This window comes from Spiribacter vilamensis, from assembly GCF_004217415.1.
GTDB lineage: Bacteria > Pseudomonadota > Gammaproteobacteria > Nitrococcales > Nitrococcaceae > Spiribacter > Spiribacter vilamensis.
Genome location: NZ_SHLI01000001.1, coordinates 1,825,170 through 1,851,679, shown reverse-complemented (window position 1 = coordinate 1,851,679; position 26,510 = coordinate 1,825,170). Strand labels below are relative to the sequence as shown.

Below are 26,510 nucleotides of genomic sequence, written 5' to 3'. Positions count from 1 at the left end.
GGGAAAGAGCACGAAACCGGTACACCTGGGCTCTGGCGGTTAATCAACCGATCCACACGCAGAATTTCCTCTAATCCCCCCTGGCTCACGCGGGGTCTTGTACGTGCATTTCGATGTGGAGGCCGGCGGCTACGGCCATGTTCACGAGGGTGTAGAGGCCGAACAGGTGGACCTTGCCGCGCATCAGGTCGGACACCCGGGGTTGGGTAACGCCGAGCTGCACGGCGGCTTCGCCCTGGGTCCAACCCTGCCGACTAATATGCTGCTCGAGGGCCATCATCAGACTCGAACGAAGCTTCATCTTCTCCGCTTCAGCAGCCGTATCCTCGATGGCGTCCCATACGCTGTCGAACGCCTCATCACTCATCTTTCACCTCGCCCAGCAAGGCCCCGTAGCTGGCGGATAGCCGAAGCAACCACCCCCACGAGCCATGGCTTGTCGCTGCCGTCCCCTCGTACCGGGCGATTTCTGAGCGCCAGCGAAGTATGAGCCCGGTACGAGGGGACGGCAGCGGCACAGCACCTCTCGTCAGCCTTCTCGTAATAACCGCATCGGCGATACCCGGTAATACCGCCTTGCCCCCAGCGATCCCGCCACCCAGACGGTCACCAGCCCCACCAGCGCACCGGCGACCAGCGTCAACGGCCGGAACGGGTAGTCGAGGTTAAACAGCACCTCCGCCACCACCACGCCGGCCGCGGTGGCGGCGAGCCCGGCGATGCCGCCGGCGACCAGGCCCACCAGCCAGAACTCGAGCCGGGCCATGCGCCGGATGCGTTTGCCGCTCGCGCCCAGCGCCCGCAGCAGGGCACTCTCGAAGCGACGCTGCTCGCCGGTGATCTGCAGCGCCGCCAGCAGCACCAGCACCCCGGCGGCCAGGGTCAGTAGCGCCATGAGCTCGACCACGCTCGCGCCCTGGTCGATGATCGTGCGCACGATGCGCAGGACACTGCTCACATCGATGGGTGTCACGCTCGGATACTCGCGCACCAGGTCGTTCAGCACCGCACTGTCCTCGGACGGCAGGTAGAAGCTGGTCAGCCAGGTCTGGGGCAGATCGTCGAAGGTCCCGGGCGAGGCGAGCACGAAGAAGTTGACGTTAAAGCTCTCCCAGCGCACCTCGCGCAGGCTGGTGACCTCGGCGGTGACCTGGCGGCCACCGGAGGTAAAGGTCAGCTGGTCGCCCAGTTCAACGCCGATCTGCTCGGCGAAGTCGGTCTCCACCGAGAGCTGCGGCGGCGGGTCCTCCGTGGCGCCCCACCAGTCGCCGGCGATGATGCGGTTGTCCGACTGCAGATCTCTCGTCCACGAGAGGTTGAACTCGCGCCGGGCGAGGCGGCGGGCCTCGGCGCTGTCGTAGTCCTCGGCCTCGACAGAGTCCTCGTTAAGCGACGTCAGCCGCGCCCGCACCATGGGATAGAAGCGGGTATCGATATCGGCCCCGGCGAGGGTCGAGCGCACGCCGTCGAGCTCATCCGGCTGGATGTTGATGAGGAACTGGTTGGGCGCATCCGGCGGGATCTCGCTCTCCCAGGCATTGAGCAGGTCGTTACGCACCACCGCCAGCAGGAACAGGCTCATCAGCCCGAGGCCCACGGCGACGATCTGGATCGTGGCCGTTACCGGCCGGCGCGTGAACCCCGTCAGCCACAGCAGCCGGCTGTTGCCGCCGCGCCGCGCCCAGGCCCGGGCGCCATAGACCACCGCCGCCGCCACCGCGGCGAGCAGCACCAGCGTCGCCGCCACCGCACCGAAGACACTCAGCGTGACGCGTAGATCCCCCGCCTGCCAGGCCATCAGCCCGAAGATCGCCAGCGCGGCGACAAATAGCGGCATGCCGGCTCGCAGCAGTCCACTGCCGAGATCCTGGCGCAGAACCCGCATGGGCGGGGCATCACGCAGCCGCGCGAGGGTGGGCAGGGCAAAGCCGATGAGCGCGGCGGCTGCCGTCAGCCAGCCGGTGGCGAGCGGCTGCCAGCCGGCGGGCGGCAGACGGGTGTCGATCAGTTCCGCGACCAGCGCGAGCATGCCGAGGTGCAGGAGATAACCCAGCCCTGCACCGATCGCCCCGGCGAACAGCCCCAGCCACAGCAGCTTGCCCACCATCAGGCCCAGCACCTGTCGGCGCGTGGCACCAATGGCGCGCATCACGGCGACGCCGGTGATCTGGCGCTCGGCATAGTGGCGGACCGTCAGGAGCACCGCGACACCGGCGACGATCACCGTCAGCAGGGCGGCCAGACCGAGGAAGCGCTTCGCCTGGCCGATGATCTCCGAGGCGCCACGGCCCTGCTCGCTGGGGCGTTCGATCTCGACGGCGTTGCCCTGCTCGGCCGCCAGCCGGTCGGTAAAGCCCTTTACGGTCGCCGCCTCACCGGCGAGGAGCAGCTTGTGACGGACCCGACTGCCCTCGCCGAGGAGCTCGGTGGCGGCCAGGTCGGACTGGTTGAACATCACCCGGGGCGCCAGTCCGCCGAAGCCCTGGCCCCGATCGGGCTCGAAGCTGAGGATGGCGGTAATCTCGAGAACGCGCTCACCGACACGGAGCGTCTCGCCCATCTCCAGGTCGAGCAGGCCCAGCAGCCGCGATTCGATCCAGGCCGTGCCCGGCTCGGGGATACCCGGCGGCTCGACCTCCGCCGCACCGGGCTCGGGCCGGGTGCGCAGGCTGCCGCGCAGCGGATAGCCCTCGGTGACCGCCTTCGCCGACACCAGCCGGCTCTCGTCACCGCTCAGCACCACGGTGGGGAAGACCGCCGTGCGAGCGGTGGCGAGGCCAAGGGATTCGGCGTCGGCCTGCCAGGCATCGGGGATGGGCGAGGGATACTCCACCGCGCGGTCGGCCGCGAGCAGGTCGGCCGCCCGGGCCTCGGTGGCACCGGCGACCCGGTCGGCGAGCCAGGACACGCCGGTCACCGCGGCCACGGCGATGATCAGGGCGAGCGCGAGCAGGCGCAGCTCACCGCCCCGCCAGTCGCGGTAGAGCAACCGCAGCGAGAGCATCAGCCGGCCTCCTGCGCCAGCGCGCCATCGCGCAGGTAGCGCACCCGGTCGCAGCGCCCGGCAATGGCATGGTCGTGCGTAACCAGGATTAGCGTGGTGCCCGAATCACGGTTGAGGGCGAAGAGCAGGTCGATGATCTGCTCGCCGGTGTGGTGATCGAGATTGCCGGTGGGCTCGTCGGCGAACAGGATCCGCGGCCGGCTCACGAAGGCGCGGGCGATGGCGACACGCTGTTGCTCGCCGCCAGAGAGCTGGGCGGGGTAGTGGGCGGTGCGATCCTTCAGCCCCACCCGCTCGAGGGCGGCGGCCGCCTGGGCGCGGGCATCACTGTCCCCGGCGAGCTCCGCCGGCAGCATCACGTTCTCCAGCGCGGTCAGACCGGGCAGGAGGTGGAAGGCCTGGAACACGAACCCGACCCGGCCGCTGCGCAGCGCCGCGCGCTCGTCCTCGTCCATGGTGGTGAGGTCATGACCATCGAGACTGACCCGGCCGCCACTGGGCAGGTCCAGGCCCGCCAGCAGCCCCAGCAGCGTCGACTTGCCCGAGCCCGAGGTCCCGAGAATCGCCAGGGAGTCGCCGGCATCAATGCTAAGATCGAGGTTTTCGAACAGGCTGATCCGGCCCTCCGGGGCCTCGAAGCGCATAGCGAGGGCGCTGGCTTCGAGCACCGGCGAACCTTGAGGGGATGATTCCATGGTATCGGGCATGCGAGTGCGGCTCCTGAGTAGCAATTGGTTACGGGTAATCACCCTGCTGATCATCGGTTCGATGACCGCCACCGCGGCCGCCGAGCCGCGAATACTGGTCCTCGGCGACAGCCTGTCGGCCGCCTACAACATGCCGACCGAATCGGGATGGGTGGCCCGCCTGTCGACCGATCTGGGCGCGCAGGTCGAGGTGGTCAACGCCGCCATCAGCGGTGCGACCACCGCCAGCGGTCGGGCACGACTCCCCGATGCCCTCGACACCCACCGGCCCGACATCGTCATCATCGCGCTCGGTGGTAACGATGGCCTGCGCGGCATCTCGCTCGACACCATGCGCGACAACCTCGTCGCGATGATCGGGCAGGCCCGCGACGCCGATGCCCGGGTGATCCTCGCCGGCGTCCGCCTGCCCTCGAATTATGGCAGCGCCTTCATCGAACGGTTCCGTGATGTCTACCGCGAGGTGGCGGAGCGCACCGGCGTCACCCTCATCCCCAAGCTGCTCGAGGGCGTCGCCGACGACCCGTCGCTGATGCAGTCCGATGGCATCCACCCCAACGAACAGGCACAGCCCATTATCCTCGAGACGGTGCGTGCCGCCCTTGATCCGATGCTCGGATCGGACCACGCAGCGCTGCCGGCAGACTGACCGTCATGGTCAGCGGGAGGTGGTCGGAGAGCGGGGCATCCAGCACCTCCACCGTCTCTACCGCCAGGCTCGGGGTGACGAGGATATGGTCGATATTGCGAGCCGGGCGCCAGCTCGGGTAGGTGGGCACCTCGTTGATCGGCTCGCGCAGGTCGGTCTCGGCGCAGAGATACCGCAGCTCCGGGCTGGCCGAGTGGCAGTTGAGATCGCCCATCACGATGACGTGCGGCTCGTCGGCAATGCACTCGGCGATGTAGGCGAGCTGCGAGAGCCGGGCACGCTGGCTGAGCGCCAGGTGCAGCAACACCACCACCAGGTCACCCGTCGGCGTCGAGAACCGCACCAGTAGCGCCCCGCGCCCGGGAATCCGCCCCGGCAGGCGGTGCTCGGTAACCGCCGTGGCGGGCATCCGGCAGAGCAGGCCGTTGCTGTGCTGGGCGAGGCGCCCGAGTGGCCGGTTGGTCTGGATATAGCGATGCGGGAAGACCGCGGTCTTCGCCAGGAAGGCCGTCTGGTCGACGAAGCCGCTGCGCAGACTGCCGGCGTCAAGCTCCTGAAGGCCGACCAGGTCGAACTCGCGGATGGTATCGGCGATGCGTCGCAGGTTGGGGACGCGGCCCCGGTCCGGCAGCACATGCCGCCACCCGCGGGTGAAATACTGGTGATAGTAGCGGGTCTCGATACCGGCCTGGATGTTGAAGCTCATCAGCCGCAGCCGCGCCGGTAATCGCGGCCCGGAAGAGAGGAGCGGGCCGTTGTCGGTAACGGGCGCCGACCCGCGGGCGTCGGCGTCCGTGGGCAGGTCAGTCACCGCTCAGCCGTCACCCAGCTCATCGGCCACCAGCGAATCGGCCACATCCAGCATGCCCCGCTGGCCGCCGGCCTCGCGCACATCCACCAGGTACCGGCCGGCGACACCAACGGACGGCGTCCCGCGGACCCCGTAGGCCTGGGCGAGGCGCTCGGCGCGGTTGAGGCTGGAGCTGACCGCGAACGAATTCAGCGCATCCATCACCTCGGCCTCGGTGACATCCGCCACGCTCGCGTAGAAGGCGGCGACGTCGTCGTGGCTCTGGAACCGACGGCCCTCGTCATGAATGGCATCGAACAGCGCGCGGTGGGTCTGATCGAGGATCCCCAGTGCATCGGCGGCGTAATAGGCCCGCGCCAGCACCGCCCAGCTGTCGCGTCCAAAGGTGATCGGCGTATGGATCACCTCGACCCGGTCGGCATTGTCCGCGGTCCAGTTGCTCAGCACCGGCTCGAAGTCGCTGCAGTGCGGGCAGCCGTAGGAGAAAAACTCCCGGACCTGCACCCGCCCCTCGTCGGTATCGGTGGACTGGGGTGTATCGAGCGTGCGGTACCCCTCCTGGGCCAGGGCGCCGGTGGCACCCAGCCCGATCACCAGGGAGAACAACGCCAGCGCGGCGCCGGTAAGGAAGCGGGGGAATCGTGTCGTTGGCATATTAAAGCTCACCGTAAGAGTGCAGGCCCGAGAGGAACATGTTCACGCCCAGGAAGGCGAAGGTGGTCACGAAAAGCCCGACCACTGCCCACCAGGCCATGGGTGCACCACGCAGGCCCTTGGTATAGCGCAAATGAAGCCAGGCCGCGTAGTTGAGCCAGACGATCAGCGCCCAGGTCTCCTTCGGGTCCCACGACCAGTAGGCCCCCCACGCCTCGGCCGCCCACAGGGCGCCGAGAATGGTGGCGACGGTGAAGAACGCGAAGCCCAGCGCAATCGTGCGATAACTGACATCGTCGATCTGTTTGAGCGTGGGCAGGCGCTCGGCCCAGCGGCTGCCGTCGGGGACGCGGGCGCGGATCAGGTAGGCCACCCCCAGCATCGCGGCGATCGCGAAACAGCCATAGCCGATGAAGTTGGCGGGCACGTGGATCTTCATCCAGTAGCTCTTCAGCGCCGGGACCAGCGGCTCGATCTGCGAGGCGCCGCGCTCGAAGTGGTACCACAGCAGAAAGCCCACCGAGGCGGCGATCACCAGCAGCACGAAAAAGCCCATGGAATAGGTCTGCTGGGCCTTTTCGTAGTAGAGATAGATCAGCGCGGTAATCACCGCAAACAGCACGAAGACCTCGTAGAGGTTGCTGACCGGGATGTAGCCGATACCGCCGGCAAAGAGGTGGGTCTCGTGCCAGCGCACCAGCAGGCCGATCAGCCCGGCGCCGGCGCCGAACCAGGTCAGCGTCGAGGCGACCCGGCCGGTGAAGGCGTGTCCGGTCACCAGCGAGAGGCCGTAGACGAGCGTTGCGGCCGGGAACAGCGCGCTCATCCACATGATCGCCGACTGGCTGGAGAGCAGGTACCGCAGGAAGAAGTCGGTCTGTGCGGCCTCCAGCGCCGGGTAGCGCATAACCGCGAACAGGCTCAGTACGCAGACCGCGCCCATGTAGATCCGCGAGGCATGCCAGTGCCAGCCGATGCCGACCATCGCGGCGGCGGTGAACAGCGTGATCACCACCTCGTAGCCGTTCATGACGTCGCCCAGGACCTGGAAGGCCCCGGCGGTGGCAAACGCCACCAGGGCCGCCCAGGCCCAGTCGCCCAGCGTCAGCCGTTGCCAGAGCGACGGCCGGCGCATCTGTCGAATCATTTCCTCGCGGGTCGCAACCATTTACCTAACCTCGGTCCGTTTTGCGTGGGTCGAACTGCGAGTCGACCGCCTCCACCATTGTCCCGAATTCCGCCGCGAAGGCCTCGGGCTGGCGCTGGTTGGCGCCGGCCATCAGCAGGTCGGCACCGCCGTCCTCGCGGGGAGTGATCAGCGCCCATACCCGCCGGTGGGATATATAAAAGAGCAGGAACACCCCCAGTGTAAGCATGGCCGAGCCGGCATACACGACATTCTTGCCCGGCGCGCGGGTGATCTGAAGCCCCGTCGCCTGGCGATGATCGAAGTGATCGATGCTGAAGATGACCGGCGATCCGTAATCGGCCACCGTCGAGACGGCGTTCATCGCGTCCTCGAAGAACGCGCGCTGATCGGCATCGGTCTGCACCATCGACAGCTGCACGCCCTCGCGGGCGGCGAGCACCTCGCGATAGATCTCGAACATCGTGCGCTGCAGGACCGAGCGCGAGAACTCGAGCAGCATCTCCGGGCGATTCGAGCCGGCGACCCGGTTTTCGAGCTGGCGATTCACCGCCCCGAAGCCGCCATCGAGCAGGGTGGCGATCATGTCATCGGCGGTGCCGGCCACCCGCTCACCGAGATCGGGATTGGCGACCCCCATCCGCCCCAGCAGACCGTCGGCGGCGCGCTGGGCGGCCTGCTCGACGCGGTTCGGGTCATCGAGCGCGGCATGAAAGTCGAGGAACGTCTCCATCGAGGCGTTTTCATCCGCCGGGACATGCAGGTAGCGAAACGGCTCGCCGGGGCCGTTGCGGATGCCGTGCAGGTAGTACCAGCGATCGTCGATTTCCACCGGCGCCATGTAAGTCTGGAATTCCCGCGCCTGGCCGGCCTCGTCGCGCAGGGTGTAGTTAAACGACGGCCCGACGTTGCGGAATTCGTCGCGGGCCCCGGTACGCTCCACGGCGCGCGGATCGGCATTGACGTTGAAGAGCTGGAAATCATCGATTTCCATGGTGCGCTCCATGCCGCCGAGCTGCAGGCGCAGGTTCTCGAACACCCGGCCGTTGACCGGCATCGATGCACCGGAGCCGTCGAGCAGGTGGCCGGTCAGCTCCAGCGCCGTCCCGCCATCGGAGAAGGAGGCCTGGTAGAGCGTGTGGCCGCGATGGGTCAGCGGCTCGTTGACCGAAATCGTCTCGCGGATCGGCTCGTCGAGCTCGGGGTCGTGGATCACCAGGTCGCTTTCGTAGCTGCTGGGCATGCCGTTGGGGTAGTGATCGATACGGAAGTCCTCGAGGTAGACCTCGAAGGGCAGTTCCTGGACCACGTAACCGTCACGCACCTGCAGGAAGGCGACGTTCGTATTGGTGTCTTCGGGAATGGTGACATTGCCCCGGAACGAGCCGCTGTCCGGCCCCAGCCAGCTCTCCCCCGGCACCTGCGACACCGGCAGATCGCGGGTCTCCACGGCCAGGTTGCCGGTCATCTCGCGGATCTTCAGGCCGATGTTGCCGTCGATCAGCGCGCCTACGGCGATGACTACGACCGCAAGGTGGGTCAGCACGTAGCCCGCCCGGGTAGCGGTCCCCTTCATGCCGGCGAGGATCACCGTATCGCCCCGGACCTCGCGGCGGGTGCGATAGCCGTAGCCCTGGAACGCCGAGTCGGCCACCATCTCCGCCGAGTCGGCATCGGCATCGACCTGCCAGCGCCGGTGGCTGGAGAGCGCCAGCAATGACTGCTCGCGGACATGGGTGCGATAGCGGGTCACCTCGCGCCAGACCCCGGGGATATGGCGACTGACGCACACCCCGGTGGAAACGATCAGGAAACCGAGGATGCCCAGAAACCACCAGGCCGAGTAGACGTCGTAGAGGTTCAGTGCCTTGAAGACCTGGAACCAGAACGGCCCGAACTGGATGAGGTAGTCGTTATAGGGATCGTTCTGCGGCAGGACGGTTCCGATGACCGACGCGATGCTCACCACCACCAGGAGGGTGATGGCGAGGTTCATCGAGCCCAGGAACTCCAGCCATACCGGGCTCGACCGACGCCGTTCGCGCCGCTTCGAGCCGGCCGGGCTGCCTGTCACTGCCGCAGCATTCTCCGCCATGGAATGTCCACCTCTGCTCGTGGATTACTCGGCGGCGATATCCGTCGGGTAGAGTCCGCGTACGTAGTTGGCCACCGCCTGGATCTCTTCATCGGTGAGCTTCGAGGCGATGTCATTCATCAGCCCGGCCTGGCCATAGCCGGACCGCTCGCCGGAGCGATAGAGGCCCAGCTGCTCGGTGGTATAGTCGACCTTCTGGCCGCTGAGCCGGGGATAACCGCTGCCGGGCACGCCCATGCCCCCGGGGCCGTGGCAGCTCACGCAGGCCGGCACCCCCTTCTCGGCGATGCCGCCCATGTAGATGCTCCGCCCCGTGCTGAGCAGCTCCTCCGGCGTTTCACCCAGCTCGGCATCCAGGTCGGAGAAGTACACCGCCAGATCGGCCATGGTCTGCTTGTCGAGCCCTGCGGCCTGGCCCAGCATGATGGCATTGTCGCGCTCACCGGACTTGTAGAACTGTAAATGATCGTAGATGTAATCCGCGTGTTGACCGGCCAGGTTGGGGTAATTGGGCACGATACTATTGCCCTGCTGCCCGTGGCATGCCGCACAGGTCGCCGAGGCCGCCTTGCCGCGCTGCGGGTCGGCGTTTTCGAGCTGGGCCTGGGCCGCGCCGCTCACCAGCAGCAGCGCCGTAAACGCGGTTAGCAACTTGACGATCATAATGTCCGATAGTTATTGGGTAGACTAGCGTTATACCAACGCCCCCGACGGGGGGTCAATTTAAATGATTCAAAGCTGAAAAATGACATTAGACTACCGCCGGGCGCAATTCCTCCTCTCCGCCGTCGAACCCGCGCAATTGCCCGCGGACCGCGGCGACGAGGTGGCGTTCGCCGGCCGCTCCAATGCCGGCAAATCCAGCGCCCTCAACGCCATCACCGACCAGAAGCAGCTCGCCCGGGTCAGCAAGACGCCGGGCCGTACGCAGCAGATCAACGTCTTTCCCCTGGCCGAGGATGCCGCCACGGCGCGGCTCATCGATCTGCCCGGTTTCGGCTATGCCAAGGCCCCGGCGTCGGTGCGCGAGCACTGGCAGCGGATCCTGCCGCAGTACCTCGAAAACCGCCAGAGTCTGCGCGGCCTGATCCTGATCATGGACATCCGCCATCCGCTGGGCCCGCTGGATTCGCAGATGCTGACCTGGTGCGAGGCCGCGGGACTGCCCGTGCATGTATTGCTCAGCAAGGCCGACAAGCTCGGTCGTGGTCGCGCGGGGAATACGCTGCAATCGGTGCGTCGGGATGCCCGGGCGATCTGTCCGGCGGCCACCGCCCAGCTCTTTTCATCGCAGACTCGGCAAGGGGTGGATGATGCCCGCCGGCAGCTCGACGACTGGCTGCAGACATAAAAAACCCCGGCATCCAGGGGGGTATGGATACCGGGGACGATTGATCCGACCGTGGGGGGGGTACGGCCGGATCGCTCTGGCCCGCACCCAAGGGAGGGAGTGGCGGACCGCGTCGGGCACTGACGCACCTTTAATGACAGCGCCGCCTTCAGCGAAGTTCAGTGGGCGGTATCCCAATCGTCACCGATGCCGACTTCCACCTCCAGAGGGACGTCCAGGTCGGCGGCCGCCGCCATGAAACCGCGGATCCGCTCGCCAATCGCGGCCTCGTCGCCGGCCGGCACCTCGAGCACCAGTTCGTCGTGGACCTGCATGACCAGCGTCGCATCCGGCTGCTCCCGGCCGATCCAGTCGTCCACGGCGATCATCGCCCGCTTGATGATATCCGCCGCAGTCCCCTGCATCGGGGCATTGATGGCGGTGCGCTCGGCGTACTGGCGGCGCTGGTTGTTGCGGCTGTTGATCTCGGGCAGGTAGAGCCGGCGGCCATACACCGTTTCCACGTAGCCCTGCTGGTGGGCGGTCTCCCGCGTCCGGTCCATGAACGCCTGCACGCCGGGATAGCGCTCGAAGTAGCGATCGACATAGGCCTGTGCCTCGCCGCGCTCGATGCCCAGCTGGCGGGCGAGCCCCCACGCCGACATACCGTAGATGAGACCGAAATTGATGGCCTTGGCGGCACGGCGCTGATCGCCACTGACCGCCGCCGCCTCGCCGCCGAACACCTCGGCCGCGGTCGCCGCGTGGATGTCCTGTCCCTCGGCGAACGCCCGGCGCAGCCCGTCGTCCCCGGACAGGTGCGCCATGATGCGCAGCTCCACCTGGGAGTAATCCGCCGCCATCAGTCGATAGCCCGGCGTGGGCACAAAGGCGCGCCGGATGCGCCGGCCCTCGGGCGTGCGGATGGGGATGTTCTGCAAATTGGGATCCGACGACGACAGGCGCCCGGTGGCGGCCACCGCCTGGTGATAGGAGGTATGCACGCGCCCGGTGTGCGGGTTGATCAGGGTCGGCAGCTTCTCGGTATAGGTGGAGCGCAGCTTGGAGACGCCCCGGTAATCGAGGATCAGACGCGGCAGGTCATGCCCCTGCGCGGCCAGCTCCTCGAGCACCGACTCGGCGGTGGACGGGGCCCCCTTGGGCGTTTTCGCCAGTACCGGCAGCCCCTGGCGCTCGTAGAGGATCTCCTGGATCTGCTTGGGCGAGCCCAGGTTGAATGGCCCGCCGGCGGCGGTATGCGCCTGCGACTCGAGCTGCTGCATGGTCTCGGCGAGCTCGCGGCTCTGGGTCGCCAGCAGGCCGGCATCAACGCGCACCCCGGTGCGCTCGATCCGCGAGAGCACCGGCAGCAGGGGCAGCTCGATGGACTCGTACACCGACATCGGCCCGGGCCGCTCGGCGAGCGACGGCCACAGCGACTCGTGCAGCCGCAGTGTGATGTCGGCGTCTTCAGCGGCGTAATCCACCGCCTGGTCGAGGGCCACCTGGTCGAAGGTGATCTGTTTCGCCCCCTTGCCGGCCACGGCCTCGTAACCGATAGGGCGGTAGTTGAGGTATTTCTGCGCGAGCGAGTCCATGTCGTGGCGGGCCGCCGTGGCGTCCAGGCAGTACGACTCGAGCATGGTGTCGTGGACCACGCCGCGCAGGGTGATGCCGTGGTTGGCCAGTACGCTCATGTCGTACTTGAGGTTCTGCCCCAGCTTGCCGGCGGCGGGATCCTCGAGCAGCGGCTTCAGCCGCGCCAGGGTGGCATCGCGATCGAGCTGCCGGGGCTGATCCGGGCCGGTATGCGCGAGCGGCAGATAGGCGGCCTCTCCTGCGGTGACGGCGAACGAGACGCCGACCACCCGGGCGCGCATGTAATCGAGGCTGTCGGTCTCGAGGTCGAGGGCGAAAAAAGGCGCGGCAGCGAGCCGCTCGAGCCACGCCTCGAGATCGGCCTCGGTCTGGATGCAGTGATAGCTGGCCTGCGGATCGGCGGCGTCGTGATACGCGGTCGCGGCGGCCGGCTCAGCGGTCTCGCCGGCATCGGCCTCGATCTCACGCAGCCAGGTGTTAAAGCCGAGCCCCCGGTAGCGCCGGGCCAGTTCGTCGCGGTCGGGGCTGTCGAGGCGGATCGCCAGCGGCGCCAGGGGCAGATCGACGTCGCACTGGATGGTCGCCAGCTGGCGCGACAGATCGAGCTCGTCGAGATGCGCGCGCAGGCTCTCGCCGACCTTGCCGCCGATGGCACCGGCGTTCTCGCGGATGCCATCGATGGAACCGTACTGGCCGAGCCACTTGGCGGCGGTCTTGGGACCGACCTTGGGCACGCCGGGGATATTGTCCGAGGTATCCCCCACCAGGGCCAGGTAATCGATGATCTGCTCGGGGGGCACACCGAATTTCCCGATCACACCGTCGCGATCAAGCGTCGTGTTGGACATGGTGTTGAGCAGCGTGACCCCGCCGTTGACGAGCTGCGCCATGTCCTTGTCGCCGGTCGAGATCAGCAGCGTGAGCCCGTCCGCCCGACCGCGCACGGCGAGGGTGCCGATGACGTCATCCGCCTCGACACCCCCCACCTCGATCAGCGGCAGGCCCATGGCGCGGACCACCGCCTTGAGCGGCTCGAGCTGGGCGGCGAGATCGTCGGGCATGGGCGGGCGGTTGGCCTTGTACTCGGCGAACAGCTCGTCGCGGAAGGTCTTGCCCGGGGCGTCGAAGACCACGCCCATGTGCACGGGCCGGTAGTCCTCGATCAGTCGCCGGAGCATGCTGAGCACACCGTAGATCGCGCCGGTGGGCTCGCCCGACGTGTTCGTGAGCGGCGGCAGGGCGTGATAGGCCCGGTAGAGATAGGACGAACCGTCCACCAGCAACAGGCGCTTGTCGGGATCACTCATAGCGGTCTCAGATCCGTTCCAGGTTGGCGTAGGCGGCGACCAGCCATTTGGTGCCCGCATCGTTGAAGTTGACCTGGACACGGGCGTTGGGGCCGTTGCCCTCGCAGTCGAGCACGACACCCTCGCCGAAGCGGCTGTGCTGGACGCGCTCGCCGAGCCCGAACGCGGCCTCGGTGGCGGTGGCGGCCTCTTCCCCGAGGCCGCTCCCGGCGGCGTTCGGGCCGGTGACCGAGAACCGCGCCCGGACCTCGTCCACCAGCGCCGGGGGCAGTTCGCGGATGAACCGCGAGGCGATGGCGAAATCGTCCCGGCCATGCAGGCGGCGGCGCTCGGCATAGGTAATCAGCAGCCGCTGCCGGGCGCGGGTGATGCCCACGTAGGCAAGGCGGCGCTCCTCCTCGAGCCGGCCCGGCTCCTCCACCGACATGCGGTGCGGAAACAGCCCTTCCTCGAGCCCGGCGAGGAAGACCACCGGGAACTCCAGTCCCTTCGCCGAGTGCAGGGTCATCAGCTGCACGCAGTCCTCCCAGGCGCCGGCCTGTCCCTCGCCCGCCTCCAGCGCGGCGTGGGCGAGGAAGGCGGTGAGCGGCTCCATCTCCGCCTCGACGCTGGTGTCCTGCTCGAAGTTGCCGGCCGCGGTAATCAGCTCGTCGAGGTTCTCGAGCCGGTCCTGGGCCCGGTCCGAGCTGTCCTTGCCCAGATGGGCGCGCAGCCCGGTTCGCGTCAGCATCGTCTCGATCCGCTCGGGCAGGGCCACCTCGGCGGTCTCCGCCGCCAGGCCGTCGATCAGGTCGAGGAACGCCCGCAGCGCATTGCCGGCACGCGCCGGCAGGCCGCCGCCGTGGGTGACCAGTCCGCGCGCCGCGGCCCAGAGACTGATGTCCTGGTCACGCGCGGCGATGCGCAGGGTCTCGACGGTGCGGTTGCCGATGCCGCGGGTGGGAGTGTTGATGACGCGCTCCAGCGCGGCGCTGTCGTCGCGGTTTGCGATCAGGCGCAGATAGGCCAGGGCGTCCTTGATCTCGGCACGCTCGAAGAACCGCAAACCGCCGTAGACCCGGTACGGCACGCGCCGGGCCATCAGCGCCTCCTCGAAAGTCCGTGACTGGGCGTTGGAGCGGTACAGGATGGCGATATCGCTGCGCGCCAGGCCCTGCTCGTCGACCATGGCCATCAGCCGTTCCACCACGAAGCGCGCCTCGTCCTGCTCGTTGAACGCGGCATAGAGGGCGATGGGCTCGCCCGCCTCGCCCTCGGTCCAGAGCTTTTTGCCCAGGCGATCGCTGTTGCGGGCGATCAGCGTATTGGCGGCATCGAGGATGGTGCGGGTGGAGCGGTAGTTCTGCTCGAGCCGCAGCACCCGGGTGTTGGTGTAATCCTTGCGGAAGCGCTCCAGGTTCTCCACCCGGGCGCCGCGCCAGCCATAGATCGACTGGTCGTCATCGCCGACGATGAACACATCCGACTCCGGCCCGGCGAGGAGCTTGAGCCATTCGTACTGGATGCCGTTGGTGTCCTGGAACTCGTCCACCAGGACGTGGCGGAAGCGGCGCCGGTAGTGACCGAGCAGCTCGAGGTGGTTCTGGAGCATCTCCACCGTGCGCAGCATCAGCTCGGCGAAATCGACCACGCCGGCGCTGCGGCAGGCCTGCTCGTAGGCGGCGTAGACCCGGGCCATCTGCCCGGTGTACGGATCGGCGCTGTCGAGGTCCTCGGCGCGCTCGCCGGCATCCTTGCGGGCGTTGATGAAGCCCTGCAGCTGGCGCACCGGCCAGCGATTCTCGTCGAGCTCGAGATCGCGCATGACCCGTTTCACGAGCCGCCGCTGATCCTCGCTGTCGAGGATCTGGAAGCCCTGTGGCAGACCCGCCTCCTGCCAGTGCAGGCGCAGCAGGCGGTGGCTGAGGCCGTGGAATGTCCCCACCCACAGGCCCGAGCGGCTGATCCCGAGGCGCTCCTCGATGCGCCCGCGCATCTCGGCGGCGGCCTTGTTGGTGAACGTCACCGCCAGCAGGTTCCAGGGCGTGGCGCCCTCCACCCGGACCAGCCATGCGGCCCGGTGGGTGAGGACACGGGTCTTGCCACTGCCGGCACCGGCGAGTACCAGGGCATGACCCAGCGGCGCGGTCACGGCCTCGCGCTGGGCGGGATTAAGCGGGTCGATCAGATCGGAGACTTCCATTCCTGCGAGTATATCAGCGCGCCCCGGAACTAGGTGGCGGGCAGTGCCCTCACCGGCGGCAAATCGCGGATGAGCTCGGCAAGCGCACTGATCACCGGCTCGCGGGCACAGCCGCGACGGCGATAGATCGCCAGCTCGCGCACCGGCGGTGGGCCGGCGAATGGCCGCACGACAAGCCCCTCGGTCTGGGTGCCGGCGGCCTGCACGGCCAGGGTCGGCATCAGGGTGACGCCGGCGCCGGTGGCCACCATCTGGCGCAGGGTCTCGAGGCTGGTGGCCCGGAAGTCCTGCTCCTGGCGGGCACCCACCCGCGAGCAGAAATCGAGGGCCTGGTCGCGCATGCAGTGACCCTCTTCGAGCAGCAGCATGGACGTGCCGTCAAGGTCGTGCCGGCCGATACTGGACTGCGCCGCCAGCGGATGGTCGATTGGCAGTGCCACCTCGAACGGCTCCTGGAAAAGCGACCGGGCGACCAGCCCCTCGTCGGGCACCGGCACCCCCATGATGGCGGCATCCAGCGTACCTTCCTGCAGCCGCTCGACCAGCCCGCGGGTGCGCTCCTCGTGGAGCAGCATCCGCAGTTTCGGGTACTGCGCCTGCAGGACCGGGAAGAGATGCGGGATCAGGTACGGCCCCAGCGTCGGGATGATGCCGATGCGCAGATCACCGCTCATGGGGTCGCCGGCGGCCCGGGCGACGCTGACCAGGTCATCGACCTCGTTGAGCACCTGGCGGGCACGCTCGGTGATCATCTGCCCGACGGGGGTCACCAGGACCCGCTTGCTGGTGCGCTCGACCAGCTGCACCCCGAGATAGCCCTCGAGCTTCTTGATCTGGGTGCTGAGCGTCGGCTGGCTGACATAGCAGGCCGCCGACGCCCGACCGAAGTGCTGATGGTCGGCGACGGCGACCAGGTAGCGCAGATCGCGGAAGTTGACATGGTTCATAGCTCCGCGAGTCTAGCGCATCAGCTTCCCTCGAGGCAGGACACCAGGCGCTCGCCGAGTTGATTGATCAGGGTGGCGTAGAACTCGTCACCGACGGCGATATCACTGCCGAGCGGGTCGAGCACGCCGGTGCGGGCATCGGTCCCGCCCAGAACGGTCTCGACAAGCTGCGGGTTGAACTGCGGCTCGGCGAACACGCACTGCACATCGTGGCGATCGACGACGGTGCGGATCTCGGCAATATGCGCCGGGCTCGGATCGCTGGCATCACTGAGCGAGATCGCGCCCACGGTATTCATGCCGAAGCGCCGCTCGAAGTACTGGTAAGCGTCGTGGAAGACCACGAAGGGGACGTCCGAGACCGGTTCCACCGCCGCACGGATGTCCCCCATCATGTCATTGATGTCAGCGCGGACCGCCTCGGCATTCTCGCGGTACTGATCCGCGTTGGCGGGATCCTCCGCCGCGAGGGTCTCGGCGATCAGGCCCGCCCAGTGACGGGCATTGGCCGGATCCAGCCAGGCATGCGGGTCGATACGGCCGTCGTTATGTCCCTCTTCGCCATGGTCACCGTGGTCGTCGTGGCCATCATCGCTGTGCGACTCGTGCCCGTGGTCGTCATGCCCGCCGGCCTCGGCCAGCACACGGTCACGGAAGGCGTAGCGCTCGGTGCCCTCCGTGTGCAGCAGTGCCACCTGCCGGGCATCGCCCGCGAGATTGTCCAGGGCTCCGGTCAGCCAGGGCGTCAGCTCATCGCCGACCCAGAAGACCACGTCGGCCGATTCCAGCGCACCGGCCTCGGACGGGCGCAGGGAATAGTTGTGCGGCGAGGCGCCCGGCTGGATCACCAGCGACGGTTCACCGACGCCATCCATCACCCGGCTGACCAGTGAGTGGACGGGGGCGATATCGGTGGCGACCTGGGGGGCAGCGGACACCGGCGCGGCCAGGGCGGTTACCATCAGCCCCAGGGCCAGCGCCGTGCGGCGCGTCCGGTCGGATCGATACAAATGATTCACGGGATGACTCCTCAACAGGCGTAAATGTAATGCTATACTATAACGATAATATCAAGCCTTTTCGAACAACCACGGCTATGGCAACTTCCTCGTCCATCATGACGCACCCACAGACCCCGCTGATCGAGGCGCAGGCCCTCAACGTCCGTATCGGTGGCAATCACATCCTCGAGGACATCACCCTGCGCCTGCGTGCCGGCGAGATCGTCACCGTGGTCGGGCCCAACGGCTCGGGGAAGTCGACCCTGCTGCGAGCGCTGATCGGCGCCCTTGCCATCGATAGCGGCCATATCCGGCGCGCCGACGACCTACGCCTGGGCTATGTCCCGCAGCGGCTGCATATCGACCCGACGCTGCCGCTGAGCGTGCGGCGGTTCCTCAACCTGCCACGCCGTCATGACCGGGCGACCATCGACCAGGCGCTCGCGCAGGCCGGCATCCCCGGCCGCGCCGATACGGCGCTGGCCTCGCTGTCCGGCGGCCAGTTCCAGCGTGCGCTGATGGCGCGGGCCCTGATCGACGAGCCCAATCTGCTCATGCTCGATGAGGCCTCGCAGGGGCTCGATCAGACCGGCACGGCGGACTTCTACCGCCAGCTCGAGCAACTCCGCGACCGCCTGGGCTGCGGCATCCTGCTGGTCAGTCACGACCTCCACGTCGTCATGCGCGCCGCCGACCGGGTGATCTGCCTCAACCACCACATCTGCTGCCAGGGGCGTCCCGAGGCGGTGACGGCCGCGCCTGAGTACCGTGCCCTGTTCGGCACCGACGACGAGGAGGCGCTCGCCATCTTCCGCCACAATCCCGATCACCACCCCCATGCCCCGGCGACGGAGCATGACCATGCTGGATGACTTCATGGTGCGGGCGACCCTCGCCGGCCTGGGCGTGGTCCTGGCCGCGGCACCGCTGGGGTGTTTCGTGGTCTGGCGGCGGATGGCCTTCTTCGGCGCGGCAACCGCCCATGCCGCCGTGCTCGGCGTTGCCTTGTCGCTGGCGCTGTCGATGTCGGTATTCGCCGGGGTGCTGGCGGTGTCACTGCTGATGGCGGTGACGGTCAGCCTGCTCACCGACCGCGGTTATGCCATGGATACACTGCTGGGGGTCATGGCGCATTCATCGCTGGCCTTCGGGCTGGTCGCGGTGTCGTTCCTGAGCGACGTGCGCATCGATCTGATGGCCTACCTGTTCGGCGACATCCTCGCCGTCGGTCGCACCGACCTGGCCATTATCTGGACCGGCTCGCTGCTGGTGCTGGGACTGACGCTGTGGCGCTGGCAATCGCTGTTGCTGGCCACCGTGAGCACCGAGATGGCCCATGCCGAGGGCATCGATCCGAGTCGCGAGCGGCTGATCCTGACCGTCGCGCTGGCCATCGTGGTGGCGGTAGCGATCAAGGTGGTGGGCGTACTGCTGATCGCGGCCCTGCTGATCATCCCCGCCGCCAGTGCCCGGCCGTTCAGTCACACGCCCGAGCGCATGGCGCTGATCGCGGCGGTGGTCGGGACGGTCTCGGTGCTCGGCGGCATGTGGGGATCATGGAACCTCGATACGCCCACCGGGCCGAGCATCGTCTGCGTCGCCGCGATCCTGTTCGCGCTCCTCAATACCCTGGCCCGTGGCCTGTCCCGCCGCCACGCCGGTATTTGACACACCCCCCCGTGGCTGGGAGCGTAAAGTAGTAAATCCCAACCACTACGGAGCACGCTGGAATGGACAGTCCCGAAATCGATGAACCCCTCGGCAACGCGCTTTTCAAGGCGACCGCCGATCACTCGCTGAACGCCATCACGATCACCGAGGCCGCCGAGGACGGCAGCGCCGGGCCGATTATCTACGTCAACCCGGCGTTTACCGAGATCACCGGCTATACCGCCGACGAGGTCGTCGGCCGGACCCCGGGGATGCTGCAGGGGCCGAAGACCGAGTCCGCCGTCCTCCAGCGCCTCGGCGAACAGATCCGCCGTGGCGAAGTGTTCCACGGCGAGACCGTCAACTACCGCAAGGATGGCAGCGAGTTCATCCTCGAGTGGAAGGTCGTCCCGGTCCGCCAGGACGGACGGGTCACCCACCATGTCGCCGTCCAGTACGACGTCACCGGCCGAATCTAAGCAACAGGAGTTAATCGCATGGAAGTCCTCTACACCACCACCGGTACCGCCAACGGCGGCCGCGACGGGCACGCCGCTATCAGCGACGGCTCACTCGACGTCAAGCTCACCGCGCCGAAGGAACTCGGCGGCCCCGGCGGCGACGGCACCAATCCGGAACAGCTGTTCGCCTGTGGCTATTCGGCCTGCTTCCTCGGCGCCATGCAGTTCGCCGGCGGCCAGGCGGGCATCAAGGTGCCGTCCGAGACACAGGTCACCGCCAAGGTGTCGCTGGGCAAGCGTGACGATGGCGAGGGCTTTGCCATCGGCGTCGACCTGTCCGTTGATCTGCCGGGCGTCGAGCGCGCCGACGCCGAAAGGCTCGTCGAGGCCGCCCACGTGGTCTGCCCCTATTCCTATGCCACTCGGGGCAATATCGACGTCACCACGACGCTCGCCTGAGCGGGACGCCCTCAGAGCATCTTCTCACCGGTATCGCGGCCCGGCGTCACGCCGGTGGTCATCCAGGCCTCGCCGGCATCGAGGGACGCCTTCTCGAGTTGCCAGCGAAAGCGATGGAAACCGCCATCACGGGCCACGACCCGCACCCGGTAGACGGCACGGTTAGGCCCCTCGCCCAGGGCCTCCACTTCGGCACGGGAGTGGTTGATCAACACGCCGTAACCCCGTCCCTTGATCATCCGCTTGAACCGCGGCAGGGGGCCGGTCACGGCGCGGTTATCGGGGTGGGCAAACGCCCAGACCTGCTCGATTCCGGCGTCGGGGACGGGGTCATCATTGTCGCTGAGTGCCCGTAGCTGGATGTCCACGACCTCCCGGGCGGTCAGATCCGGACCGGGGACGGCGGGCTCGCTGGCAGCGGCGGGGGTGGCGAGGATGCAGCTGGCCATCAGGCCGGCAAACAATCGAAAATAAGGCATGGCGATTAATCCCTCGGTTAATGGTCACACTGGTGTGACAACGCGGTTCCGGAATTCTTCGACATCGGGTTACAGTGCAGACATCAAGGCTGGCGAATAAGCGCCGGGGAGAATCATGGTCAAAACCAGCGCAACCGCGATGATCCGCCGACCCAGTCCCGTGGTGTTTTCGTTCGTCGTCGACGACTTTGTCCAAAACTATCCGCGCTGGTCGCCCGAGGTGAAAAGCCTCAAACCGTTGTCCGAGGGCCCGCTGGTCAAGGGCTGGCGCGGCCGACAGATGCGGGTCGATCAGGGTCGTCGCACCACGACGGATTTCGAGGTCGTCGCCCTTGAGCCCAATGAGCACATCGGCTTCCAGGGTGTGAAAGACCCCTACTACATCGATTTCTGGTTCACCGCCGAGGGTGATGACGTGACCCGGCTCACCTTCCGCTTCGAGCTCGGGCAACTGGGCCTCGCCTTCCGGCCCTTCGAGAAACTCATCACGCACGCCGTCCAGACCGGCGTAGATCGTGTCGCCCGCAACCTCAAACAACTGGTGGAATCGGAGACGCCCGATACCGCTCGTGCCCCCTCAGGAGAGCAGTGATGGAATTCACACCGGAGAAAGACCCGGGGATCATCCCCAACGTCCTCACCCAGATCCTCGATACCTGCGTGAACGGCATCACGCTGTCCGATCCCGATCAGCCGGACAATCCGATCGTGTTCGCCAACAAGGTGTTCGAGGACATCACCGGCTACGGGCAGGACGAGATCATCGGCCGCAACTGCCGGTTCCTGCATGGCGATGACCGCGACCAGCCCGGTCTGGAGACGATCCGCGAGGCCATGAAGACGCATTCGCGGGTCGAGGTGGTGCTGCGCAACTACCGCAAGAACGGCGAGCTGTTCCACAACCAGCTGACCGTCCAGCCGCTGCTCGACGAGAACGGTCAGCTGCTCTACTACCTCGGCGTCCAGTACGACATCACCCCCATCGTCTCGGCCCGCGAGGAGGCCGACCGGATGGCCGATCTGTTCAAAAAGGGGGATAACACCCCCGCCGAGTGAATCCGGCGGATCAGCCGCCGGGGTGCAGCAGGAACAACGCCGCGGCAGTGGCGATCATGATCGCCGCGTAGGGCAGGTTCCAGCGCAATAGCTGCAGGGCCCGCAGGTCATAGGCGCCCTGCAGCGCCAGGCTCAGGGCGGACAGCGGGCTCACCGCCACACCGATTCCCCAGGCGGCCAGGAAACAGCTCGCCAGCAGGCTGGGATCGGGGTCGAGCGGCGCCACGACCGCCGCCGCCGCGGCGACTCCGATCACCGGATGCACCCCGACGATGGACAACGCCACCAGGCCGGTCAGCAACAACCCCGCCTCCAGTGCGCCGAAACGGTCAAACGGCAGCGAAAAGCCGGTCACCGCCACCAGGCTCATCAGGCCGGCCGCCATGACCCCCGCCGACAGGAACAGGACCAGCTCACCACGCATCGCCGGCAGGCCCGTGCGGACATGCTCGGCCAGCACCCGGGCCGGCTGGCGATGGGTTACCGCCAGCGCTGCCGCCGTCACCGTCGGTGCGAGCAGGGCGATCAGCCCCAGCACCGACAACGACGGCCGCCAGCTGTGCGCCAGCAGGATCGCGAGGCCCAGCAGGCCGGGCAGCCAGAGGCTGCTGAAGTTGATCGGGTAGCCACTGAAGGCATCGACATCCAGCGCGCTCACGTCGCGGAACGTCAGCAAAAGCGCCGCCAGCGCCAGCGGTATCCCGAAGAGGAGGAGCAGCGGCAGCCGGGCGCCCGGCGCGTAGGTCAGCGCCGCGGCCATGGCGGCGAAAAAGGGCGACCAGAAGGCGGCGCTGCCGAACCCGCGCACCAGTGTGATGGCCTGCTGGCGCGTCAGGGTATGACCGTCGCTCATGCGCCTCGCCATGATGAACACGGTGGGCAGGTTCACCACCGATCCGAACAGGTGCACACCGGCGAGTGTGGTAACGAGGCTGCGCCGACCCTGCGGGACATCGGCCGACTCGGCGGTAGGCGGCACCGCAATCAGGCGCAGGAAACTCACCGCGGCGAGCATGGCGATCAGCAGCGCATTGCCGGCGATCGCCGTGCGCCAGTCCACCGCGCCATCGGCCACCCCGCCAACGGCGAGCCCCAGGCCGCCGACGCCAAGGAGCACCGTGCTCTGGATGCGGATACGCCGGGGGACGCCCGGCCAGAGGATTATGCCCGCCAGCCAGGCGGGTATCCCCGCCGCCAGCAGCGGCAGCCAGCCGGTCAGGCTGGCGATGGCGCTGATGGCGACACAGGCCCCTAGCAGCAACCCCGCGAGCGTTGTCACTCGACGGTGACGGACTTCGCGAGGTTACGCGGCTTGTCGACATCGGTCCCCTTGAGGACGGCGACGTGGTAGGCAAGCAGCTGAAACGGAATGGTGTAGAGCAGCGGGGCGACGACCTCGTCCACCGATGGCAGGGCGATCACCTGGCAATCCGCCGAGGCGGCCGGCGCCGCCGCGGGGTCGGCAAACACGTACAGCCGCCCGCCCCGGGCGCGCACCTCCTGGAGGTTGGACTTGAGCTTTTCCACCAGCTCGTTGTTGGGTGCGGCGGTAACCACCGGCATATCGGCATCCACCAGGGCCAGGGGCCCGTGTTTGAGCTCGCCCGCGGGGTAGGCCTCGGCGTGGATGTAGGAGATTTCCTTGAGCTTGAGCGCGCCCTCCATCGCAATCGGGTACTGTGTCCCGCGGCCCAGGAACAGCGTGTGATGCTTGTCAATGAAGGCCTCGGCGAGCGTTTCGATGCGTGACTCGAGGCCCAGCACCGTCTCGATCTGGCGCGGGATCTGGCGCAGCGCCCGGATCAGGCGCGCTTCCTCGTCGCGCGCCAGGCCATGGGCCCGGCCGGCGGCGATGACCGTGAGCAACAGCGCGGCGAGCTGGGTGGTAAAGGCCTTGGTGGAGGCAACGCCGATCTCCGGCCCCGCCCGGGTCATCATGACCAGGTCGGATTCGCGGACCAGCGAACTCTCGGGGACGTTGCAGATCGCCAGGGTCGCGAGGTATCCGAGGGTCTTCGCCTCGCGCAGCGCGGCGAGGGTATCGGCGGTCTCCCCGGACTGGGACAGGGTGACAAACACAGTCCCCGGCGATACCACGTGGCGGCGGTAGCGGAATTCGCTTGCCACCTCGACATCGCAGGGCAGCCCGGCGATGGACTCGAACCAGTAACGGGCGACCAGGCCGGCGTGATAGCTGGTCCCGCAGGCGACGATCTGGATCCGCCGGGCATCGCCGAGCAGTTGCGTCGCCGCCGGGCCGAGGGCCTCGGGCAGGATGCGATCATCGGCCACCCGCCCCTCGAGTGTCTCGGCAACGGCATTCGGTTGCTCGTGGATCTCCTTGGCCATGAAGTGCCGGAACGCCCCGCGCTCGACGGCATCGGCGGTGAGATCGGAGGTCCGGATCGGGCGCTCGACGGGGTGGCCGTCGGCGTCGAACACCCGTACCGCTTCGCGGGTGAGCTCGGCGACGTCGCCTTCCTCGAGATCGATGAAGCGCCGGGTCACCGGCAGCAGGGCGGCGACATCGGAGGCGATGAAGTGCTCGCCGATGCCCACGCCGATCACCAGCGGGCTGCCCCGCCGCGCCACGATCAGGCGATGCGGATCACGTCGGGCGATCACCCCCAGCGCATAGGCGCCGGTGAGTTCGGCAATGACTCCCTGCGTGGCGGCGAGCAGGTCATCTCCACCGTCGAGTCGCTCGTGGACGGCATTCACCACCGCCTCGGTATCGGTCTGCGATTCGAAGGTGTAACCGGCCGCGGTCAGGCGCTCGCGCAGGGCCTCATGGTTCTCGATGATGCCGTTGTGGACGATCGCCACTTCATCGCGGGCGACATGGGGATGGGCATTCGCCTCGGTGGGGGCGCCATGGGTGGCCCAGCGGGTATGCGCGATGCCCACCCCACCGCTGTGGGGCCGGGCCGCCTGCGCGGCCGCCAGGACCTCGACCTTGCCGACGGCGCGGTGCCGGTGCAGCTCGCCGGCTGCATCAAGGAGTGCCAGCCCGGCGGAGTCGTAGCCCCGGTATTCGAGCCGCCGCAGACCCTCGAGCAGAATGGGGGCGACATCCCTTTCCGCGATCGCTCCGACGATTCCACACATCCGGTTTCCCCCTTATCGAATTATCCGTCGCGCCGGGCGCCCCAGCCAGCGATCTGGCGGACGTGACCCCGATCCACGGCGAGGCTGTCGGCGGCGACATCGTCCCGCAGTATCGTGCCGGCGCCGATCGTGGCGCCCGACGCAATGTGTACCGGTGCGACCAGCGCGCTGTTGGAGCCGATGAAGACCCCGTCATCGACCTGCGTGACATGCTTGTCGCGGCCGTCGTAGTTGCAGGTAATGGTCCCGGCACCGACGTTCACGTCGGCACCGATTCGTGCATCCCCGACGTAGGACAGGTGATTGATCTTGCTGCCCGCACCGATCCGCGCCTGCTTGACCTCGACGAAATTGCCGACGCGGGCCGACGCCGCCAGTATGGTTCCCGGTCGCAGGCGTGCGAAAGGCCCGATCCGGCAGTCGCTGCCGATCTCCGCCGCCTCGATGTCGCAGTGCGCGAGTACCTCGGTGCCCGAGGCGACGCTGCAATCCTGCAGCCGGGTGAAAGGCCCGATCCGGACACCGTCGCCGAGGGTGACCTCACCTTCGATAATGGCGTCGACATCGATGAAGCAGTCCTCGCCCACGGTGAGAGTGCCGCGCAGATCAAAGCGCGCCGGATCGGCAAGGCCGAGGCCGTGATCGCGCATCAGGGTCCGCGCCTGGCGCTGCTGGCAGGCCCGTTCCACTGTCGCCAGCTGCTCGCGGTCGTTAACGCCCTGTACCTCGCGCGGGTCGGCGCAGGCGATCGGCTGCACGGCCCGGCCCTCGTCGTGCGCCATCGCGATACAGTCGGTGAGGTAGTACTCGCCCTGGGCGTTACCGGTGTCGAGCGTGTCGAGCCACCGCCGCAGAGGCCCGGCGGGCAGGCAGAGCACGCCGGTGTTGACCTCGCTAAGCCGCTGCTGCTCGGCCGTGGCATCCTTCTGCTCGACGATGCCACTGACTGTGCCGTCGGCATCGCGCAGGATCCGGCCGTAGCCGGTGGGGTCGTCGAGCACGACCGTCAGCAACGACACGCCCGATCCGGCCTCGGCCACCAGCGCCTGCAGCGTCTGCGGACGCGTCAGCGGTACATCGGCACAGAGCACCAGCACCTGGTGGGTGTCGGGGATATGCGGCAGTGCCTGCTGTACGGCATGGCCGGTGCCGAGGCGCTGCGCCTGGTAGACCCAGTGCAGATCGGGATCGGGGAACGCCGCCTGCACCGCCTCGCCGCCATGGCCGTGAATGACGTGGATGGACCGGGGCTGGAGCTGACGGGCCGTCTCGAGGACGTGATCGAGCATGGGACGACCCGCGACGGGCTGGAGCACCTTGGGCCGCCGGGAGCGCATGCGCTTGCCCTCGCCGGCGGCGAGGACAACGATGCTGAGTGGTGGACTGGACATGGGACTCCTTCCCGCCCCCCGGAGGGCCGTCCAGCCGGGGATCAGGTCCGGTTGGCGGCCTTGCGGATTTTCTGGACGGTTCGTAGCTGGGCGGCGGCCTCGACCAGTTCGGCCTGGGCGCGGGCGTAATCCATCTCGCTGCTGCGATTGGCGAGGGCATCTTCGGCCCGCTTGCGCGCCTGCTCCGCGGCGGCCTCGTCAATATCCCGGGCGCGTGTCGCGGCGTCGGCGAGCACCGTCACCACGTCCGGCTGGACCTCCATGGTACCGCCGGAGACGTAGAAGAACTGGTCTTCCCCGGATTCATCGCGCACCGTGACCTCGCCCGGCTTCAGCTGCACGAGCAGCGGGACGTGGCGCGGGTAGATGCCGACCTCGCCACCGACGGCCCGTGCCGAGACGAAAGAGGCCGTGCCGGAGTGAACCGACTCCTCGGCGCTCACGATGTCGATATGCATGGTAGTCGCCATAGC

At 67.7% G+C, this 26,510-nt stretch carries 25 protein-coding genes; 8 read left to right on the top strand and 17 right to left on the bottom strand.

Annotation, left to right across the window (positions count from 1 at the left end; genetic code table 11):
* Positions 1-85 precede the first annotated feature (85 nt).
* The 3 genes from EV698_RS09255 to EV698_RS09245 all read right to left on the bottom strand — a co-directional run bounded on the left by EV698_RS09255 (position 86) and on the right by EV698_RS09245 (position 3,711).
* Complete coding sequence (locus EV698_RS09255) at positions 86-367, bottom strand: helix-turn-helix domain-containing protein (RefSeq protein ID WP_130503788.1); 282 nt, start codon at positions 365-367, stop codon at positions 86-88.
* A gap of 162 nt (positions 368-529) precedes the next feature.
* A complete protein-coding gene (locus EV698_RS09250) occupies positions 530-3,004 on the bottom strand; it encodes an ABC transporter permease (protein WP_130503787.1) in 2,475 nt (824 codons plus the stop codon).
* A complete protein-coding gene (locus tag EV698_RS09245) occupies positions 3,004-3,711 on the bottom strand; it encodes an ABC transporter ATP-binding protein (protein ID WP_239016252.1) in 708 nt (235 codons plus the stop codon). Before EV698_RS09245 ends, EV698_RS09250 begins: the two co-directional genes overlap by 1 nt.
* On the opposite strand from EV698_RS09245, the gene EV698_RS09240 reads away from it, so the two are divergent.
* Entirely contained in the window at positions 3,710-4,360 is a 651-nt protein-coding gene (locus EV698_RS09240) for an arylesterase (RefSeq protein WP_130503786.1), read from the top strand. The two genes, EV698_RS09245 and EV698_RS09240, sit on opposite strands and share 2 nt — an antisense overlap.
* Here the strand turns inward: EV698_RS09240 and EV698_RS09235 are convergent.
* From EV698_RS09235 to EV698_RS09215, 5 genes are read right to left on the bottom strand one after another with little or no spacing between them, the layout of a single operon-like run.
* Positions 4,287-5,171 (bottom strand): endonuclease/exonuclease/phosphatase family protein, encoded by an 885-nt coding sequence (locus tag EV698_RS09235; protein ID WP_239016251.1) that lies wholly within the window; start codon positions 5,169-5,171, stop codon positions 4,287-4,289. The genes EV698_RS09240 and EV698_RS09235 overlap by 74 nt on opposite strands.
* Before the next feature lie 3 nt (positions 5,172-5,174).
* Entirely contained in the window at positions 5,175-5,825 is a 651-nt protein-coding gene (locus tag EV698_RS09230; RefSeq protein ID WP_130503785.1) for a thiol:disulfide interchange protein DsbA/DsbL, read from the bottom strand.
* A gap of 1 nt (position 5,826) precedes the next feature.
* Positions 5,827-6,993 carry a c-type cytochrome biogenesis protein CcsB gene (ccsB, locus tag EV698_RS09225; RefSeq protein WP_130503784.1) on the bottom strand — a complete coding sequence of 389 codons (1,167 nt, stop codon included), beginning with the start codon at positions 6,991-6,993 and terminating at the stop codon, positions 5,827-5,829.
* 4 nt (positions 6,994-6,997) lie between these two features.
* Complete coding sequence (locus EV698_RS09220) at positions 6,998-9,067, bottom strand: cytochrome c biogenesis protein ResB (protein ID WP_130503783.1); 2,070 nt, start codon at positions 9,065-9,067, stop codon at positions 6,998-7,000.
* A gap of 24 nt (positions 9,068-9,091) precedes the next feature.
* Entirely contained in the window at positions 9,092-9,730 is a 639-nt protein-coding gene (locus EV698_RS09215) for a c-type cytochrome (protein WP_130503782.1), read from the bottom strand.
* A gap of 82 nt (positions 9,731-9,812) precedes the next feature.
* On the opposite strand from EV698_RS09215, the gene yihA reads away from it, so the two are divergent.
* The gene (gene yihA, locus EV698_RS09210; RefSeq protein WP_130503781.1) at positions 9,813-10,418 is read left to right on the top strand and encodes a ribosome biogenesis GTP-binding protein YihA/YsxC; all 606 of its coding nucleotides are present in this window, start codon (positions 9,813-9,815) and stop codon (positions 10,416-10,418) included.
* A 158-nt stretch (positions 10,419-10,576) separates the two neighbouring features.
* Here yihA and polA read toward each other — a convergent pair whose 3' ends face one another.
* From polA to EV698_RS09190, 4 genes are read right to left on the bottom strand one after another with little or no spacing between them, the layout of a single operon-like run.
* Positions 10,577-13,303: a DNA polymerase I gene (polA, locus tag EV698_RS09205; protein ID WP_130503780.1), complete on the bottom strand. Its 2,727-nt coding sequence runs from the start codon at positions 13,301-13,303 to the stop codon at positions 10,577-10,579.
* Between the two features lie 7 nt (positions 13,304-13,310).
* Complete coding sequence (gene uvrD, locus EV698_RS09200; protein WP_130503779.1) at positions 13,311-15,485, bottom strand: DNA helicase II; 2,175 nt, start codon at positions 15,483-15,485, stop codon at positions 13,311-13,313.
* A 29-nt stretch (positions 15,486-15,514) separates the two neighbouring features.
* Positions 15,515-16,432 carry a LysR substrate-binding domain-containing protein gene (locus EV698_RS09195; RefSeq protein ID WP_130503778.1) on the bottom strand — a complete coding sequence of 306 codons (918 nt, stop codon included), beginning with the start codon at positions 16,430-16,432 and terminating at the stop codon, positions 15,515-15,517.
* Positions 16,433-16,452: 20 nt separating this feature from the next.
* On the bottom strand, positions 16,453-17,451 hold the full coding sequence (locus EV698_RS09190; RefSeq protein ID WP_239016250.1) for a zinc ABC transporter substrate-binding protein: 999 nt from the start codon (positions 17,449-17,451) through the stop codon (positions 16,453-16,455).
* A 98-nt stretch (positions 17,452-17,549) separates the two neighbouring features.
* On the opposite strand from EV698_RS09190, the gene EV698_RS09185 reads away from it, so the two are divergent.
* The 4 genes from EV698_RS09185 to EV698_RS09170 all read left to right on the top strand — a co-directional run bounded on the left by EV698_RS09185 (position 17,550) and on the right by EV698_RS09170 (position 20,003).
* On the top strand, positions 17,550-18,305 hold the full coding sequence (locus EV698_RS09185) for a metal ABC transporter ATP-binding protein (RefSeq protein ID WP_239016249.1): 756 nt from the start codon (positions 17,550-17,552) through the stop codon (positions 18,303-18,305).
* Entirely contained in the window at positions 18,295-19,101 is an 807-nt protein-coding gene (locus EV698_RS09180) for a metal ABC transporter permease (RefSeq protein ID WP_130503776.1), read from the top strand. Before EV698_RS09185 ends, EV698_RS09180 begins: the two co-directional genes overlap by 11 nt.
* A gap of 62 nt (positions 19,102-19,163) precedes the next feature.
* Positions 19,164-19,562 carry a PAS domain-containing protein gene (locus EV698_RS09175; RefSeq protein WP_130503775.1) on the top strand — a complete coding sequence of 133 codons (399 nt, stop codon included), beginning with the start codon at positions 19,164-19,166 and terminating at the stop codon, positions 19,560-19,562.
* 18 nt (positions 19,563-19,580) lie between these two features.
* Positions 19,581-20,003, top strand: coding sequence for an organic hydroperoxide resistance protein (locus EV698_RS09170; RefSeq protein ID WP_130503774.1), 423 nt, complete (start codon positions 19,581-19,583; stop codon positions 20,001-20,003).
* A gap of 11 nt (positions 20,004-20,014) precedes the next feature.
* Here EV698_RS09170 and EV698_RS09165 read toward each other — a convergent pair whose 3' ends face one another.
* The gene (locus tag EV698_RS09165; RefSeq protein ID WP_130503773.1) at positions 20,015-20,482 is read right to left on the bottom strand and encodes a DUF4864 domain-containing protein; all 468 of its coding nucleotides are present in this window, start codon (positions 20,480-20,482) and stop codon (positions 20,015-20,017) included.
* A gap of 115 nt (positions 20,483-20,597) precedes the next feature.
* On the opposite strand from EV698_RS09165, the gene EV698_RS09160 reads away from it, so the two are divergent.
* Together EV698_RS09160 and EV698_RS09155 are read left to right on the top strand one after the other, a co-directional pair.
* Positions 20,598-21,074, top strand: a complete 477-nt coding sequence (locus EV698_RS09160) for an SRPBCC family protein (protein WP_130503772.1) — start codon at positions 20,598-20,600, stop codon at positions 21,072-21,074.
* On the top strand, positions 21,074-21,538 hold the full coding sequence (locus tag EV698_RS09155) for a PAS domain-containing protein (RefSeq protein WP_130503771.1): 465 nt from the start codon (positions 21,074-21,076) through the stop codon (positions 21,536-21,538). The genes EV698_RS09160 and EV698_RS09155 overlap by 1 nt, the downstream gene beginning before the upstream one ends.
* A 10-nt stretch (positions 21,539-21,548) precedes the next feature.
* Here EV698_RS09155 and EV698_RS09150 read toward each other — a convergent pair whose 3' ends face one another.
* Genes EV698_RS09150 through EV698_RS09135 form a run of 4 tightly spaced genes read right to left on the bottom strand, consistent with a single transcriptional unit; the run spans position 21,549 to position 26,507 of the window.
* On the bottom strand, positions 21,549-22,817 hold the full coding sequence (locus EV698_RS09150) for a hypothetical protein (RefSeq protein ID WP_130503770.1): 1,269 nt from the start codon (positions 22,815-22,817) through the stop codon (positions 21,549-21,551).
* Positions 22,814-24,646: a glutamine--fructose-6-phosphate transaminase (isomerizing) gene (glmS, locus tag EV698_RS09145; RefSeq protein WP_130503769.1), complete on the bottom strand. Its 1,833-nt coding sequence runs from the start codon at positions 24,644-24,646 to the stop codon at positions 22,814-22,816. The genes EV698_RS09150 and glmS overlap by 4 nt, the downstream gene beginning before the upstream one ends.
* 20 nt (positions 24,647-24,666) lie before the next feature.
* On the bottom strand, positions 24,667-26,037 hold the full coding sequence (glmU, locus tag EV698_RS09140; RefSeq protein WP_130503768.1) for a bifunctional UDP-N-acetylglucosamine diphosphorylase/glucosamine-1-phosphate N-acetyltransferase GlmU: 1,371 nt from the start codon (positions 26,035-26,037) through the stop codon (positions 24,667-24,669).
* A 41-nt stretch (positions 26,038-26,078) separates the two neighbouring features.
* On the bottom strand, positions 26,079-26,507 hold the full coding sequence (locus tag EV698_RS09135; RefSeq protein WP_130503767.1) for a F0F1 ATP synthase subunit epsilon: 429 nt from the start codon (positions 26,505-26,507) through the stop codon (positions 26,079-26,081).
* Positions 26,508-26,510: the final 3 nt, after the last annotated feature.